This is a genomic window from Oxalobacter vibrioformis, from assembly GCF_027118995.1.
GTDB lineage: Bacteria > Pseudomonadota > Gammaproteobacteria > Burkholderiales > Burkholderiaceae_D > Oxalobacter > Oxalobacter vibrioformis.
Genome location: NZ_CP098242.1, coordinates 1,358,538 through 1,374,532, shown reverse-complemented (window position 1 = coordinate 1,374,532; position 15,995 = coordinate 1,358,538). Strand labels below are relative to the sequence as shown.

The 15,995-nt window shown below is 50.0% G+C and carries 13 protein-coding genes and 1 pseudogene; 5 read left to right on the top strand and 9 right to left on the bottom strand.

Going from position 1 to position 15,995, the window contains the following annotated elements; genetic code table 11:
* Positions 1–17: 17 nt before the first annotated feature.
* Both NB640_RS06760 and NB640_RS06755 read right to left on the bottom strand, forming a co-directional pair.
* Complete coding sequence (locus NB640_RS06760; protein WP_269307986.1) at positions 18–860, bottom strand: tetratricopeptide repeat protein; 843 nt, start codon at positions 858–860, stop codon at positions 18–20.
* 157 nt (positions 861–1,017) lie between these two features.
* The gene (locus NB640_RS06755) at positions 1,018–2,490 is read right to left on the bottom strand and encodes a hypothetical protein (protein WP_269307985.1); all 1,473 of its coding nucleotides are present in this window, start codon (positions 2,488–2,490) and stop codon (positions 1,018–1,020) included.
* Between the two features lie 525 nt (positions 2,491–3,015).
* Here NB640_RS06755 and NB640_RS06750 point away from each other — a divergent pair.
* From NB640_RS06750 to NB640_RS06735, 4 genes are all read left to right on the top strand, one after another.
* The gene (locus NB640_RS06750) at positions 3,016–3,516 is read left to right on the top strand and encodes a Spy/CpxP family protein refolding chaperone (protein WP_269307984.1); all 501 of its coding nucleotides are present in this window, start codon (positions 3,016–3,018) and stop codon (positions 3,514–3,516) included.
* Between the two features lie 213 nt (positions 3,517–3,729).
* Positions 3,730–5,439 carry an arginine--tRNA ligase gene (gene argS, locus NB640_RS06745; RefSeq protein ID WP_269307983.1) on the top strand — a complete coding sequence of 570 codons (1,710 nt, stop codon included), beginning with the start codon at positions 3,730–3,732 and terminating at the stop codon, positions 5,437–5,439.
* 5 nt (positions 5,440–5,444) lie between these two features.
* Positions 5,445–5,993, top strand: a complete 549-nt coding sequence (locus NB640_RS06740) for an SPOR domain-containing protein (RefSeq protein WP_269307982.1) — start codon at positions 5,445–5,447, stop codon at positions 5,991–5,993.
* A 17-nt stretch (positions 5,994–6,010) separates the two neighbouring features.
* Positions 6,011–6,715 carry a thiol:disulfide interchange protein DsbA/DsbL gene (locus NB640_RS06735; RefSeq protein ID WP_269307981.1) on the top strand — a complete coding sequence of 235 codons (705 nt, stop codon included), beginning with the start codon at positions 6,011–6,013 and terminating at the stop codon, positions 6,713–6,715.
* Between the two features lie 33 nt (positions 6,716–6,748).
* Here NB640_RS06735 and NB640_RS06730 read toward each other — a convergent pair whose 3' ends face one another.
* Positions 6,749–8,557, bottom strand: coding sequence for a diguanylate cyclase domain-containing protein (locus tag NB640_RS06730; protein ID WP_269307980.1), 1,809 nt, complete (start codon positions 8,555–8,557; stop codon positions 6,749–6,751).
* A 285-nt stretch (positions 8,558–8,842) separates the two neighbouring features.
* On the opposite strand from NB640_RS06730, the gene NB640_RS06725 reads away from it, so the two are divergent.
* Positions 8,843–10,456 (top strand): type II restriction endonuclease, encoded by a 1,614-nt coding sequence (locus NB640_RS06725; protein WP_269307979.1) that lies wholly within the window; start codon positions 8,843–8,845, stop codon positions 10,454–10,456.
* Positions 10,457–10,546: 90 nt separating this feature from the next.
* On the opposite strand, the gene NB640_RS06720 is transcribed toward NB640_RS06725, so the two are convergent.
* The 6 genes and pseudogenes from NB640_RS06720 to NB640_RS06695 all read right to left on the bottom strand — a co-directional run bounded on the left by NB640_RS06720 (position 10,547) and on the right by NB640_RS06695 (position 15,990).
* The gene (locus tag NB640_RS06720) at positions 10,547–10,972 is read right to left on the bottom strand and encodes an Rrf2 family transcriptional regulator (RefSeq protein WP_269307978.1); all 426 of its coding nucleotides are present in this window, start codon (positions 10,970–10,972) and stop codon (positions 10,547–10,549) included.
* 66 nt (positions 10,973–11,038) lie between these two features.
* The gene (locus tag NB640_RS06715; RefSeq protein WP_269307977.1) at positions 11,039–12,130 is read right to left on the bottom strand and encodes a flavin reductase family protein; all 1,092 of its coding nucleotides are present in this window, start codon (positions 12,128–12,130) and stop codon (positions 11,039–11,041) included.
* 73 nt (positions 12,131–12,203) lie between these two features.
* Positions 12,204–13,862, bottom strand: coding sequence for a hydroxylamine reductase (hcp, locus tag NB640_RS06710; RefSeq protein WP_269307976.1), 1,659 nt, complete (start codon positions 13,860–13,862; stop codon positions 12,204–12,206).
* 116 nt (positions 13,863–13,978) lie between these two features.
* A pseudogene (gene lipA, locus NB640_RS06705) lies at positions 13,979–14,911 on the bottom strand (lipoyl synthase); the annotation flags it as partial.
* Complete coding sequence (gene lipB, locus NB640_RS06700; RefSeq protein ID WP_269307974.1) at positions 14,907–15,641, bottom strand: lipoyl(octanoyl) transferase LipB; 735 nt, start codon at positions 15,639–15,641, stop codon at positions 14,907–14,909. The pseudogene lipA and the gene lipB, both read right to left, overlap by 5 nt.
* A 76-nt stretch (positions 15,642–15,717) precedes the next feature.
* Entirely contained in the window at positions 15,718–15,990 is a 273-nt protein-coding gene (locus NB640_RS06695) for an HP0495 family protein (protein WP_269307973.1), read from the bottom strand.
* Between the last annotated feature and the right edge of the window lie 5 nt (positions 15,991–15,995).

Here is a 15,995-nt window from a genome sequence, read left to right as displayed (position 1 = left end):
TGTCATGTGTTTTCACTTCATTTTAATGTCGCCAACTTGTTTTGTGCTTTTTTATCGCCCTGTTCAGCGGCTTTTCTGTAAAGGCCAGTGGCTTTTTTTATGTCTTTTTGCACACCAAAACCTTCTTCATAAAGCCTGCCAAGATTGTACTGTGCTTCCGGCATGCCCTGATCCGCAGCCAACTGGAATAGCGCTGCCGCTTTTACAGGGTCCTGCTTAACCCCCTTGCCTTCAAGGATATGGAGCGCTAGATTGTATTGAGCCTGAACATCACCTTTTTCTGCCGCCAGGTTGTACCACTTTACTGCTTCGGCATCGTCCTGTTTAACCCCTGTACCATTATCGTAAAAGACACCTAGATTGAACTGTGCTGCGGCATTCCCTTTTTCAGCTGCTGCGATATACAGTTTTCGGGCATGGGCGTAATCTTGCTTAACCCCTTTTCCTTTCTCGTACATGCTGCCCAGGTTGACGAGAGCCATGTCATCACCTTGATCAGATGCTTTCTGGAACCATTTTGCCGCTTCTATCTGATCCTGTTTGACCCCCATGCCTTTAGAATAGAAAACACCAAGCGTATTCTGTGCGCCTGCATCTCCCTTTTCAGCGGCTTTTGTGAACCAGTATGCGGATTTCTTTAAATCCCTCCGAACACCTTTTCCTTGGTCATACAGGGTCGCAAGCCCAACCATTCCCTTGACCTGTCCCTCTGCCGCCGCTTTTTCAAAGAAATTGTGAGCTTCGAGATAATCACCCTGCTGATAATATTTGACACCTTCAGACAGGTTGTCAGCCAAGGCTATATTACACAGTCCGGCAAAGCACAGGAAAAAAAATATTCTGAAAAAACGGGCAAACATATTGGGGGGCACAACAGTGAAAAATTCCATCCGGTTCTTCATGGCTGATCCTGTATTTGTGGTTTGTGGCCCGGAGATATTCCTTCAGGATAGCCGCTCACCTGAAAGAGATCAAGGCCATCAGCATCCTTAAGATGTCTGCCCTTGATGATGTGGCTTAATCAGCAATACCAGTGTCTCCAGCGTGCATGATATTTCCATTCCCCATAGCCTTGTTGATGTATTCACTGGTGAAATCGATGACCTTCAGGATTGCACCGGTCTTGCCCAGGTTGAGAAAGAAGCCCTCCTTGTCGCCGGGCGTCATCCGGGACATGGCGAGTCCCAGCATATTGGTTATAGCGCTGGCTCCAACCTGCTGGCTTGCCTTGTTTTGGGCAAAGGCAGCTTTAGCCTTTCTCATCGTTTCTTCAGGATTTTTATTTCCATCGTACTTTTCAACACGTTGGTAATGTTCCATGAACTCTGCGTTTGAAGTCAATGCTTCTGGCGGCAGGTTGTCGAGCTGACTGACAACATCCTGGAATTTTCGATAGACAGCATGTGCCATATCGATTGGAATAGCGCCTGTTGCTGCCTGAATACCCCATCGCTTTGCAAGCCCATTAAGAAAAAGCGCTTCTGGCACGATTTCCATCATTTCACCGAGCGTTTGTGCTGTCATACCTGCGCCCGTCGATTTCCCATCGGAATTTGTCAGGAAAGGATCGGTCCTGTACATCAGTTCCTGTGTCTTTTTCACTGTTTGCTGCATGTCTGCAGGGGTCTGCAACAGTTTTTCCCTCCCACCCAACTGCGATGCCTGATTCAGTGCCTCTGCTCCCAAGCCAAGTGCCTTGCCGGGTGTGGAACCAAGCACGCCGCTTGCTGCACCTAACGCGGCATGGTTATAGATGCTTCCCGCTTTCTGTCGCCGCCATTCATTTGCATTTCTTAACTGATCTGACTGGCGCATGCCTGCATTATTGCCCGTTAAAAAATCCCGTTGATAAGCAGCAGGACCTTTTACACTGGTTTCATCCTCATTGGCTCTCTGGATGGCATTTTCATAGAATGAAGGAATATTGCGTATTCTTTCCAGCATTTTCGCATCCGGATCGACCCTTTCCGGCACTGCACGAAAAGAGGGGCCTTGAAATTGTCTTTCCCATGTTGGTTCCCGGCTACCCTCTTCAAGGGGATTGGGATTGATATTCAATTGTCCGATAGCATCAAGTCCATTTAACACGGCATTGTGTGCCGGTTCATCGGGGCGAAAACGGAACATCTCATCGTGTTTCCCGCTCCAGTTCCACTTGAACTTGTCCTTATCTACCGGCTTGCTGACAAGCGAACCGGCGAGATCATGAATCGGCGCTGTCTGTTCCTTCTGTTTCGGAACGCCAAAGAAGGCGTTCTGGTTTTCGCGCCTGATCCGTTCATTATCAAGCTGTTGTCTGAAAGGTGATTTGGCCGGATCAGGTTGGCTGTTTTTTGTGAGATTGACATCAGCAGTTATGCTGAAATCGCCCTGGTTATCAGGGTGGGATGTCTCCCACTCCGAATCTGGATATCTGGATATATAGACCTCTTCGTATAAAAGTAAAAAGCACAGCGGCGCTGTGCTATCTCTGTTATACCGTACTGTCAAGGGGGCCCAGACTGTTTGCCCGAATCTTTGTTTCGTCGTTCTAAAAGCGTTTGCTGGCGCAGGTTTCAGAAAGTCGGGCACAAGCTGGATTTTACCGTTTTATCCTCAATAAGGAGCTGTATTCAATATATTACCCACCTGCCGCGCACTTCCTTGCATCGATTAAATTCTCTGAGGTTATATTCCATTGCCTGGCGGTATCCATCAATACTCCATATGGCAATGACCGTGTTTTCATCTGCCTTAGCCCACTCTCCCATATAAGGGTGCCTGTTTCCCTTCAGCCATCCGATTGCTTTCTTCGTCCCAGTTGTATATGTACCTATCGTACTGGGACTATACATCTAGCCATTTGCAACAAAATGTTTTTTTGCTTTTCGCGTTTTTCTCTCGACACAACCGGTTTGATCCGGCTCAGACACACACAAATTGTTACATTCCCTTTGAAGTAATCGCTATCATTGTGCCAATTTCTGTTTTTATACTGGACGTGCTCTCTTTTAAAGCTTACAGAAAGGAAATGCCATGAAAAAATGGAACAAATCGCTGATGACAATTGCTGCTGCCATTTGTATGGGCACGGCCGGATTTGCCGCTACCGCCTTTGCTGCCGGACCGGACATGGAAACAGGCCCGGGGTATGGTGAGGATGGCCGCCAGGAAGAACGCTGGAAAGCATTCATGGAAAAAAAACAGGCCGAATTGCACGACAAGCTCAAGCTCTCCGCCAGCCAGGAAGGCGCATGGAAGACCTATACGGATGCCACCGCAAAAACCCTGACGCCACCCAAACGGACAGCGATTGACTTTGACAGCATGACAGCGCCCCAGCGCATGGAAAAAGGGCTGGAGTTCATGAAAGAACGTCAGGCAAAAATGGAAGCGCAACTGGCTTCCCTGAAAACCTTCTATGCCACTCTGACACCAGAACAGCAAAAAGTGTTTGATGCGGAAACGTCACCGAAAAAGTGGCGTGAAAAAGCAAGGGATCGTACCCAGAAAAAGTCCAGACCGGCAAACAAATAATCTCGAATGCTTTTGAACAAAAGGGCCTGCCTGAAAGGAAAGGCCCTTTTTTACAGCGCCTTCCCGGACGAACGAGAAAGGAAAAACCGATTAATTTTTACTTTTTCCCTTATAAAACGAGACCTTATTGATAAAGGGGGATTATAATTATCGGCTTTACTCCCACTTAACATTATTGTCGTTTCGCACAGACCTTCCTCTGTGTTTATTTCCATGCTAGAACAACAAAAACAGCAAATCATTCATCTGCTTGAAAATGCCCTGGCACCGTTGTTAAGCGGTCTGGACACACGTCCATCCCTATCGCTTGAACGCCCCCGCGACCCGTCTCATGGTGATGTCGCCTGTAATATTGCCATGCAGCTTGCCAGGCCACTGAAGAAAAATCCGCGGGATCTGGCTGCCGAAATCGTCAGCGGCATACTGGCCCAGCCTGGTCGTGAAGACCTGATCGAATCCGCCGATGTGGCGGGGCCTGGATTTATCAATCTCCGGATAACCCCTGCCGCCAAACAGGCTGTCGTCAAGGTCATCATGCAGCAAAAAGAAAACTATGGCCGCGGACATGAAGGTGATGGCAAAAAGGTCATGGTTGAATTTGTCTCAGCCAATCCAACCGGCCCGCTGCATGTCGGGCATGGCCGGCAGGGGGCACTCGGCGATGCCCTGTCAGCACTCTTTGCTTCGCAGGGATATGAAGTAACCCGCGAGTTTTACTACAATGACGCCGGTGTCCAGATTGAAAATCTTGCGCGATCCGTCCAGGCACGGGCACGCGGCTTGAAACCGGGCGATACCGGCTGGCCTGAAGATGCCTATAACGGTGACTATATTGCGGATATTGCGGCTGACTTTCTGGCAAAAAAAACCATCACGGCACGAGACTGCCCAGCGGTCATTGCCAGCGGCAATCCGGATGATATCAATGGCATCCGGCAATTTGCCGTCACTTACCTGAGAAATGAGCAGGATAACGATCTCAATGCCTTTGGCATTCATTTCGATAACTACTATCTTGAATCCTCCCTTTATACCGATGGCAAAGTGGATGACACGGTGAGCACCCTCGCCAGGGCAGGAAAAACCTTTGAGGATGGTGGAGCACTCTGGCTGAAAACGACCGATTACGGGGACGACAAGGACCGTGTCATGAGAAAGTCGGATGGCGGCTACACCTACTTTGTTCCAGACGTCGCTTACCATATCAATAAGTGGCAGCGCGGATTTGACACCGTCATTAACGTGCAGGGCAGTGACCACCATGGCACCATCGCACGGGTAAGAGCCGGACTGCAGGCAGTCAATATGGGAATCCCGGCAAATTACCCGGACTATGTGCTCCACAAGATGGTCACCGTCATGAAAGACGGCGCGGAAGTGAAAATCTCGAAACGGGCAGGTTCTTATGTTACCGTCCGGGATCTCATTGAGTGGTCCGGCAATAGTGATATCACCCGCGGCAGGGATGCGGTGCGTTTCTTCCTGATCTCCAGAAAAGCGGATACCGAATTTGTTTTTGATGTGGATCTGGCGCTCGCGCAATCAGATGAAAATCCCGTATATTACATACAATATGCGCATGCGCGTATCTGTTCGGTATTTGAACAATGGGGTGGCGATGAATCCCAACTGGAAAAGGCAGACCTGTCTGTTCTGACATCACCGTATGAATATACCCTTTTAGGCAGGCTGGCGGATTACCCCGATGCATTGACGCATGCCCTGCATGAACTGGGGCCACACCAGATCGCTTTTTACCTGCGCGATCTGGCAGGGGCACTGCATGGCTATTACAATGCAGAACGCTTCCTGGTTGATGATGAATCCCTCAGAATGGCCAGGCTGGCACTTCTGGACGCAACAAGACAGGTATTGAGAAACGGGCTGGCACTTTTAGGTGTCTCTGCCCCCAACAAAATGTAACGAAAATGGCTCGCAAACAACCTCAGAAAAAATTCCAATACGATATCCTCTGGAAAAACAATACCGTGCTGGGTTTCATTGGCGGACTGATCGCCGGACTGGTCATCGCAATCATCATTGCCATGATTATCACGCGATCGCCCATGCCGTTTAACAGCAAGCTCAGTAAACAGGGTAAATCACTTGCGGAAACACCAACCCCTTTCTCGGACCCGAACCAGCCGATGTACGGCAACCGTGACGCCGCAAAGGAAGCTTACAAGAACGCCTCTGCCGAGGCAGAGGCCCAGGCGGATGCCGCAAAGAGTGCTACAGAAAGTGAAAAGCCGACCGCCTATCTCCAGGCCGGTGCTTATCGTGAAAAAAATGATGCAGAAAACATGCGGGCCAAGCTGGCTCTCATCGGCATTGAAGCCCGGATAAAGGAAGTCAAGTCCCAAAATGGCAGCCTGTACCGGGTTCATCTCGGGCCATATACCCAGAGCGCGCTGACTGCGACACAGGACAAACTCCGCGAAAACGGGATTGAATTTACCACCTCCCGCGCCCAGTAACAAACAGGGAAGCCATCATGAAAAAAATTCATCGCCTTTTTCTCGCTATCGGACTCAGTATTGTCACCTGTATGGCAGTGGCCTCTCCCGATGCGCCCAGAAATGGCGTGGATTACCTGACACTGGAAAAGCCGCTGCCGGCTGAAACCGGAAAAAAAGTGGAAGTCATCGAATTTTTCGGCTACTTCTGCTCGCATTGTTATTTATTTGATGCGGCACTCGTCAAGTGGATGGAAAAACACAATCGCGATGTGACATTCAAACGGGTCCATATCAACTTCAACGACAATATGGCCCTGCAGCAGCGGCTGTTTTATACCCTGTCAGCCATGGGCAAGATGACCAACTCGCTGCACCATAAAATTTTTGATGCCGTCCAGGTAAAGCGGACCCGGCTCAGGAATGAAACGCAGATAGCGGATTATGTGCAGAAAAACGGTATTGACCGGAACAAGTTCCTGGAAATGTACCGCTCTTTTACCGTACAGTCCTTGTGTGATGGTGCTGTTCAGATGCAATCGGCCTACCAGATCGAGGGTGTTCCGACTATTGTGATCGACGGCAGATATGTGACCTCTCTTGCCATTGTCAGCGAAGGCAATAATTTTTCAGGTACGGAAGAAGAAGCCCAGGTCATGACCATGAAGGTGATGGACAATCTGGTAGCGCGCATTTTGAAAGAGCGGCAGGAAAGCCAGAAAAACACGGCGAAAAAGAAATAGTCTCCCGGAAAACCGTTTGACAGGAAAGTGTCGCTATTTCTGCAGTTCGCCGTATGAAATAACGGATGGCCCGCCACCATGCTTGGCCTGATACATGGCGGCATCCGCATTCGTCATCAACTCTTCATGCGTATTGCCATGCATGGGAAAAAGCGCAATACCAATGCTGACACCAATATTTACCCTGTTGCCATCCAGCAGGTAGTCCTCGCGAATCCGATCCAGCATGTTATTCCCGACCCGCCGGGCATCGTCTTCTGACTGGACGGCCGGAAGCAGGACAATGAACTCATCACCGCCAATGCGTGCAGCGGTGTCCGATTCGCGAAGACACGCTTTTAGCCGCTCAGCTACCCCCTTGAGCAGCAAGTCGCCAATATAATGGCCCAGCGTGTCATTGACGAGCTTGAACTTGTCCAGATCAACAAACATGACCGCCAGTAACGCCGCTTCCCGCCTTGCCTTAAGCAACCCCTGCTGGAGACGATCCAGCAGCAGCGCACGATTGGGCAAGCCGGTCAGCAGGTCAAAGTGGGCCAGACGGTAGATCCGGTCTTCGTTCTTTTTGCGCTCGCTGATATCCGAAAAAACCAGCACATAGTTTACGAGCTGACCATCGGTGTTCTTGACGCAATAAATGGAAATCCAGCCATCGTAAATATGACCGTCCTTGTGCCGTCCCAAAATCTCGCCCTGCCAGAAGCCGGTTGTTTCCACCCGATCGGCTGTCTGCTGGATATGGCCGGGCACGTCACCATCATCAAACAGGCAGGTCGCATCCTGATTATGCACTTCCTCAAAACTTCGGCCCGTAATCCGGGTAAAGGAAGGATTGACGCGAAGAATACGCCCCTTCTGGTCTGTCACCAGAACCGCTTCATTAACGGAGGTAAAGAGTGTTTCAGCCAGACGCTGTTGCTCATCCTGGAAATACCGCTCATTTCTGTCGCGAATGCTGCCCCGCCGACCAAGAAAACGGCCGGCACTGCTGTAAACCGCATGGCAGCTGTGGCCGACACGGTTGACGGTGCCATCCCGCCGGATAATACGGTATGGCAACTCATGTTCGCCATCCTCATGCATCTCTTTGTCCAGGCGGTGCGCCTCCATGATATGACGGTCTTCCGGATGGATAATCTCGTAGATGAGCTCCGGATTTTCAATAAACTCCCCGGCGGCATAACCGGTGATCCGCTCGCAGGAGGGAGAGGTATAAATGATCTTTCCATTTGGTTCTTCCCAGTACTCCCAACTGTGGGAAAAATTGACCATGGCATGCAGGCGGGCATTGGAAAGCGCAAAATCCAGCTCAATGATCTTGCGGCGAGAGGTTTCATTGTCCAACTGCCGGGCGAGCTCGGAAAGTTCCAGAATTTTCTGGCCCAGCTCATAATACACATCACTGAAGTCCCCTGCCCTCAATACCGCCATTTCCTGCTGCACCCGCTCGGAATCCGGCTCATGAATCTTTTTTGCCAGCAGAACATCCATGCTGGAAATATGCCATTTCAACCATTTCAGCAGAAAAATCAGAATGCGGTCGAACTCAGCCATAAAGCCTTCGTTAATAAGGCTTCCAATTTGATCAATCGTACTGATATAATAACTGTGGAACACCAGATGTGCTCTCTGGTATTCTGGATCAATATGATGCGATTGCATCAATTCTTCTTCGTGCTGGTAGTGATACAGTACATAACGTCGCAAGTCATCAAAAATCTGCCCTGACTCTCCCGATTCTGTTCTTGCCAGCTCGTGGACAAGCTCAAACAGTCTTCTGTGCGTCGTATCAATTTCGCCCAGACCCAGATTCAGGCTTTCATTCCATTTGATCGATGACATTATGTTATTCATTATCGGCTCAGGTACCCTTGGTATCAGAACAGTGACAACCCCTATTAGCTTCAGATTATAAGACAGTTCTTGTGAAACGCTTTTCAGGATAGTTATCTTATCGGCTATTCCCGGCTTTTGTTAACGCATGGCGCAAATCTTTTCCTGCATATTGTGCTATTTCAATTTTCACGATTACACTATCGGTTATCCGTACCTTATAACGGGTTCATGTCATCGTCGGCATCTGTCGGCTTGTTCTGACCTTAACACTTTTTTCATCTAGGAATATCTATGGAAAACACAAATACCTTTACCAACCAGAATCTTTTCCATACACAGGTTTTGACCAGCATCCTCAAAGAGGGGGCTGTTCCCCCTGCCCACCAGCAAATTCTTCAGGACTGGGCAAAAAACATTGCCGAGTTGAACAAACAGGACAAGACGGCCCAGCATGCGGCATTCCTGCAGAAGATTCTTGTGGATATCCTGGGATATCAGCCCGAATCCACCGGCAGTGCCTATACGCTGAAAGACATGAAAACACTGGACAGCTACTTTGACGCAGCGCTCGGACAGTTTGAAAAAAATAAAAACCGGATGGTAACACTCGTCAAACTGATGGGGCCGACTTCTTCCAGCCTGGATGTTGTTTCTGGTGACGAAAAGCTGAGCCTGGTTCAGTTGGCCCGGCAGCATGCAGAAGAAATGCCTGAGCGGGAGTTTTTCCTGCTCTCCAATCTGGATGAGGTCAGGCTGTATTCGCTGATGCATAAACGCACCACTTATGAGCGTTTTTCTCTGGTAAAAATGGCCGAAGACGCCACCGAATACCAGCGGTTTTATACCCTGCTGAATGCGGAAAACATGCTGTCCGGGAAGATTGCCCAATGGTTGCATGACAGTGTTACCACCGGGCTGCAGGACAAGCTGATGCGCAAGCATCCAACACTCAAAGACGTTTATGGCCCGATCCAGCCAGGGCCCGCCATCAGTATCAATGATGCCTTTGTTATCGACCAGAAAACCTATAGCCAGCTTGAGAAGGAAGACCCGAAATCCAAGGAAATCCTGCAGGCATTTTATCCCGGAGACAGCCTGAAAAGATGGCATTCCGGTACCCGCCTTCACTGGCTCATCTACACGCCCAAGGGAAAAGTGGATATTGACGCATATCCTGCTGTTAAAAAATATCTTGAGCAGTTCAAGGAAACACTCGAGAAGCGGGAAGGTGACCAGAAATGGTATGAGCTTGATCATACGGAAAATACCGATATCCCCACCACTACCGACTTTCGTATGGGTATCGGCCGTATTCAGTCCGAACCGGGCTTTGTTATCGGCGAAAAACTCGCACAGTATGGCAATGAGAGTCACACCATTTCCAACGCGGATTACTACCTGTTTGGTCTCCTGAATTCAACGGCCCTGTCCAAGCTGATTACCACGCTGGCCCGTCAGACGGACGACGGCAAGTACGAATTGCAGGCGCACCATGTAGAATCCCTGCCGATTCCCGATGCCGACGGACTCTCTCGTGGCAGAGTCGGTCAAATCGCCCAGTTCTGTATGGAAAAAGCCCAGGACCGCCGTGACTGTATTCTCCATTTTCAGGGTATGACGGCATTCAACCTCTCACCGGAAAAACTGGGAGCAAAGCTGAGTGATCGTCTTCTGAACTGGTTTGAGCTTGATTTTGATACCTTCCGGAGAGAAATCATCTCGTCATTCGGCGTTGATATTCCAGCCAATGACCTCCCGACGTGGGTGGCTTATTTTGAGCAGGAAAAAACCAACATTGATGACTTCAATTTTGTCCTGGACAGATATACTGGTGAAATGGATCAGTTTATTTATGACGCATTCGGGCTCGATGAGGATGATATCGCCCTGATTGAGCAGCGCTAGGCTGGCAGCAGCGCCATTTACCCAAGGTGAATGGCGCTGCATAAACAGACCTTGACGCAACAAAATCCAGGAGCGCCCGGATTTTATTTATTACCGGTTCCGGAACTGTTGCAGCAGCATGCCATTTTCAAGCAGGTCATTGAGATGGTACTGGTCGATTGTCTCCAGAAAACGCGAGGTCGCCTCTATAAAAATTCTTTTCAGCATACAGTTTCTGGCAACCACGCAACGCCCGCCTTTTCCCATGCACTCAAGAATTCCCAGCGGCTCAAACCGGCGCACAACCTCCCCGATATTAATCTCATCCGCCTGTTTTTTCAGACGAATCCCCCCGTTATTTCCCCGGATACTTTTCAGATACCCGCTGCGCCCCAAACTGGCAACAATTTTGGCCAGATGACTTCTGGATATCTGGTAAAAATCGGAAATTTCCGTGATATTCACCAGCCGGTCCGGATTGGCGGCAACATACATCAAAACACGTAAAGCATAATCAGTTTGCTGCGTCAGTTGCATAAACGAACCCTGCAACCCTGTAAAACACCTGCCGGACAAACATCCGCCTGCCCCGACTTTTTACTTTTACTTAAGCGAAATTTGAACATCATCGATAACCAGGCTGACACAAGCCAGCGTATACCCTTCTTCCCTGTCTGCCTGTGTCAGAATACCGCTGGCAACAGGATCCGTTGTCAGTTTGACATCGCCGGATTTTACCCGACATTTACAAGCACCGCAAAGGCCGACGCGGCAAGCGCCAATGATGGGAACCCCGCCATTTTGCAGAACATCCAGCAGGATTTCGCCCTCCTGCGCTTCCCCATCAAAATCGAAGTCCGGCGCAGTGACCTTGTATGTATTGCCGCCATGACCATTTTCCACCGTTTCCTGAACGGAGAATGCCGCCAAACCAGGCAACACCTCACAATTGAAAGTAAAGTCTTCATGAAAAAGGCAGGCTAAATCAAAATGAATTTCCATCAACCCCTCTTTGACCATGTCCATAAATTCCATGGGGCCGCAAAGATAAACCGAACTGTTATTTACGATATCTTTCAAATGCGAGTGCAAAAAAGCGCCATTTAACCGTCCTGCGCGATAGGGAGAAGCAACCTGATCCTCCGTTGCTGCACTCAGATAAAAAAACGCATGGAAATCCGGATGATTTTTTTCCAGCGAAAGGATTTCATCCTGATAGATAATATTTTCGCGATCTCGTGCGCAATGGATGAACTGGATGGATTTAACCCCTGTCTCTTTGTGGGAGAGGATATATTTCGCCATCGACATCACGGGTGTAACACCACAGCCGGCACTGATGAACACAATATGCTCGGCTGGCGGCTGGTCAATGATATTGAAGGCGCCGGCAACACCATGCATGCTGACCGACTCGCCGACCTTCAATTGGTCAATCATCCAGTTGGAAACCAGCCCTCCTTCTACCCGTTTGATGGTCAGTTGCATGAGCTCATCTTCCGGCAGGGAACTGATGGAATAAGAACGATAATGCGGCTTACCGTCTATCTGAACACCAATATTGATGAATTGTCCCGGCTTGAACCGGATTTTCCCGGTCGCAGGATGCCTGAAGAAGAAGCTTTTTGTATCGGCCGCTTCTTCAACGGTGCTGATCAGTGTCAAACCATCTGGATTTGGGTTGTTTTTCTGCATGCTGGTTACCTCGTATTTCACAAGGCATTTCACCCGTTTTGGAGCGAAATGCCTTAAAAAGTAGAAAGCCTGTTCAGGAATTGAGCATAACCTTCAGATCGGAGTCCGCATCGGAAATAGGCCGGATATCAAATGTTTCGACCAGCATTTCAAGCAGATCCGGCGTCAAAAATACCGGCAGGCTTGGCCCCAGGTAAATGCCCCTGACTCCCAGAGCAAGCAGCGTGAGCAAAACCGCTATTGCCTTTTGTTCAAACCATGAGACAACCAGCGTCAGCGGCAAATCATTAACACCGCACTGGAACTCTTCTGCCAGCGCCAGCGCCAGTTGAATCGCAGAATAAGAATCATTGCACTGCCCGACATCCAGCAAGCGGGGGATACCGTTGATATTGCCGAAATCCTGATAATTGAACCGGTATTTGCCACATGCCAGTGTCAGCATCAGCGTGTCTTCCGGCGTCTTTTGGGCAAAATCCGTGTAATAATTGCGATCCCGTTTATCTCCGTCGCACCCTCCAACCAAAAAGACATGTTTGATGCTACCCGCCCGGATTTCCTGTATCACGGCAGGAGCCGCCTGTGCCAGCGCCGCTCTGCCAAACCCCACGGTAATCAGATGGGGACGCGCATCCTCCCTGAACCCCTCAAGGGACAACGCACAATCAATAACCTCGCTGAAATCCTCGCCGACAATATGGCGGGCACCAGGCCAGCCGACAATACTGCGCGTGAAAATGCGATCCTTGTAACCGCCGACATCCGGATTGATAATGCAATTTGATGTCATCACAATTGCACCAGGAAAATCGGCAAATTCCGTCTGCTGTTTTTGCCAGGCCGTGCCGTAATTCCCGACCAGATGCTTAAACGTTTTGAGTTGGGGATAACCATGCGCCGGCAGCATTTCTCCGTGCGTGTAGACATTGATTCCCTTGTCTTGCGTTTGCACGAGAATTTCATAAAGATCCTCAAGATCATGCCCGGAAACCAGGATACATTTCCCCTTGACATGCCCGACATTCACCTGGGTAGGTTCGGGATCACCAAAACGGGATGTCTCTCCCTTGTCCAACATGAACATCACGCGATAATTCAGCTCTCCGACTTGCAGGGCGGTCTGAAGCAACTCCTGCAAATCGTCAGGAGAATCACCCAGATAGCTCATGATGCCATGATACTGGGCATAAACCTCATCATCCGTTTGTCCCAAAACCGCTGCATGCTCCATATAAGCGGCAACCCCTTTAAGCCCGTAAAGACAAAGCAGGTAAGCGCCCAGCACATCATCCAGACTCTTTTTTTCCTGGTTTAATGATGCCATGGGGGCAAACTGGATGACCGCTTCCTGCGCAGCAGGAATATCCATCAACGCCGCTACCGTCAATGGCGGTATCACGCCCGAATGATCGGCAACAACCGCTTTCACCTCTTTTTCCAGTGCCGATTTATAGTGTCTTGCCTCCTGAATGAATTCATACATTCTGACAGGATCAAAATTGACATTGGTCAGCGTAGAAAAAAATGCCTGGGGACTCCAGCGGTTGACCTGCGGATGATGATAGCCGTAGTCGGCACCCAGCTTCGCCCAGAATGAAATTCCCTGGAGATATTTAACAAGAACATCCTGAAGGTCTGATACCTCGGCTGTTTTGCCGCACATACCCTGCGCAAAGATACATCCCTTGGCAACCGGCGAATTGAGCGTTTGCTCGCATTGTATACAAAACATTTTCTACCCCTTAAAAATTCACACCCACAATTCAAACATTCATTTTATATGAATGTTTGAATTGTGGGTAATAAAAGAGAAAAAGTCAAGCGACGATGCACCTTGATGGATCCGGATCACTTACAAATACCGGCTTCATGCGCCTGCCGGTCGGCATGATAGCTTGAGCGAACCAGCGCCCCCACCGCCGCATGGACAAACCCCATGCAGCGTGCAGCTTCTTCAAAGCGGGAAAATGTGTCTGGATGAACGTAGCGTGTCACCGGTAAATGATGGCGCGACGGCATCAGGTATTGCCCGATCGTCAGCATATCCACGTCATGATCACGTAAATCCTGCATGACCTGCAGGATTTCCTCATCGGTTTCTCCCAGGCCGACCATCAACCCGGATTTTGTCGGTACATCCGGAAAACGCTGCCGGAACTGTTTCAGAAGCATCAGGGAATGGGCGTAATCGGCACCGGGACGGGCCTGACGATAAAGACGGGGTACCGTTTCCAGATTGTGATTCATCACATCCGGCAACGTCTGTCCCAGCATATCCAGGGCCTTTTGCTCCCGCCCGCGGAAGTCCGGTGTCAGGATTTCAATCCGGGTATCAGGCGATATGTCACGGATATGCCGGATACACGCCGTATAGTGAGAAGCCCCTCCGTCACGCAGATCATCCCGGTTCACCGACGTGATGACCACATAGGAAAGCTTCAGCAGCGCGACCGTTTGCGCAAGTTTTTCCGGCTCCCCCGCATCAAGGGCATCCGGCCGGCCATGCGCTACATCACAAAAAGGACACCGGCGGGTACATTTGTCCCCCATTATCATAAAGGTGGCCGTACCTTTCCCGAAACATTCTCCCTTGTTTGGACAATTGGCCTCTTCGCACACCGTCACAAGATGCTGTTTTCGCAGCAGATCCCGGATTTCATAAAAGCGCGTGGATGGCGACCCGGCTTTCACCCGAATCCAGTCCGGTTTGGGCAGCGGCTCTGCCGGCACGATTTTTACCGGAATCCGCGCTGTTTTTTCTGCCCCTTTTTGTTTTTCACTTTCTGCCATGAAGATCCCCCTCCATGCTTTGCAATACAACAGGCAATGCGGCACTGTCCTGAAAATCCGCCCTGGTGCCCAGGCTGCGGCACAGCGTCATGGCCAGTTCATGCTGCACCTGAGTAACCGAACAGTCCTTTCCCAGCGTTTTCATATCCACGGATGTCAATTCGGGATAGCCACAAGGATTGATCCCGGAAAAAGGCTGCAGGTCCATGGCAACATTCAGGGAAAGTCCGTGATAAGTGCAGCCGTTACGCTGCACCTTGAGGCCCAGCGCGGCAATTTTGGCCCCCTGCCAGAAAGGATCGACCCAATCCGCTGCAAGGTAAATCCCTGGTGCGCCCATTTTGCGCTCCCCCGCCAGATGATAGGCAGACAGCGTATCAATAACGGCCTGCTCAATTTTCCGGACAAATTCCCTGACAAGCAAACGGTTTCCCATCCGTCTTTTCAGGTCAATCAGCAAATAGACAACGGCCTGGCCGGGCGCATGATAGGTAACCTCTCCCCCCCGGTCTGCCTGGAAAACCGGGATATTTTTCGTATCGAGCAAATGAGAACGATCCGACGCCTGCCCCAGGGTATAAACCGGCGGGTGTTCCAAAAGCCAGATTTCATCCGTTGTATCTGCTGTTCGATTTCCGGTGAACGCTTTCATTGCCGCAAATACCACGTCATAAGGCATTAATCCAAAATCACGAACAATGATGGCGTTTGTCATGGCCATTGCCTTTCCCGTTCACATGTATTCGTCTATCCCTGGTGAAGCGGCAAAAACAGCTGCCTTTGCCTGCTGGACAGTATCAAAGAACGACTTTGACCATCGGATGTGATGTGAGCGCCATATAAAGGTTATCCAACTGCGCGCGGCTGGTTGCCTTGATCGTTGCTGTCACACTGAGGTAATTGCCCTTTGTCGACGTCCGGGTCTCTACCGTCGTGGCATCAAAATCCGGGGCATGGATCCGGACCACGTTGGTCACGGTCGTCAGAAAATCATCATGCGTGGCACCCATGATCTTGATCGGAAAATCACAGGGGTATTCAATCAGTTCTTCATTGCGATTGGACTGCATCGCAT

Bases quoted from the DNA above. Each gene is read 5' to 3' on its own strand.
- NB640_RS06760 (WP_269307986.1), bottom strand. From the start codon at position 860: ATGTTTGCCCGTTTTTTCAGAATATTTTTTTTCCTGTGCTTTGCCGGA.
- NB640_RS06750 (WP_269307984.1), top strand. From the start codon at position 3,016: ATGAAAAAATGGAACAAATCGCTGATGACAATTGCTGCTGCCATTTGT.
- argS (WP_269307983.1), top strand. From the start codon at position 3,730: ATGCTAGAACAACAAAAACAGCAAATCATTCATCTGCTTGAAAATGCC.
- NB640_RS06740 (WP_269307982.1), top strand. From the start codon at position 5,445: ATGGCTCGCAAACAACCTCAGAAAAAATTCCAATACGATATCCTCTGG.
- NB640_RS06735 (WP_269307981.1), top strand. From the start codon at position 6,011: ATGAAAAAAATTCATCGCCTTTTTCTCGCTATCGGACTCAGTATTGTC.
- NB640_RS06730 (WP_269307980.1), bottom strand. From the start codon at position 8,557: ATGTCATCGATCAAATGGAATGAAAGCCTGAATCTGGGTCTGGGCGAA.
- NB640_RS06725 (WP_269307979.1), top strand. From the start codon at position 8,843: ATGGAAAACACAAATACCTTTACCAACCAGAATCTTTTCCATACACAG.
- NB640_RS06720 (WP_269307978.1), bottom strand. From the start codon at position 10,972: ATGCAACTGACGCAGCAAACTGATTATGCTTTACGTGTTTTGATGTAT.
- NB640_RS06715 (WP_269307977.1), bottom strand. From the start codon at position 12,130: ATGCAGAAAAACAACCCAAATCCAGATGGTTTGACACTGATCAGCACC.
- hcp (WP_269307976.1), bottom strand. From the start codon at position 13,862: ATGTTTTGTATACAATGCGAGCAAACGCTCAATTCGCCGGTTGCCAAG.
- lipB (WP_269307974.1), bottom strand. From the start codon at position 15,641: ATGGCCATGACAAACGCCATCATTGTTCGTGATTTTGGATTAATGCCT.
- NB640_RS06695 (WP_269307973.1), bottom strand. From the start codon at position 15,990: ATGCAGTCCAATCGCAATGAAGAACTGATTGAATACCCCTGTGATTTT.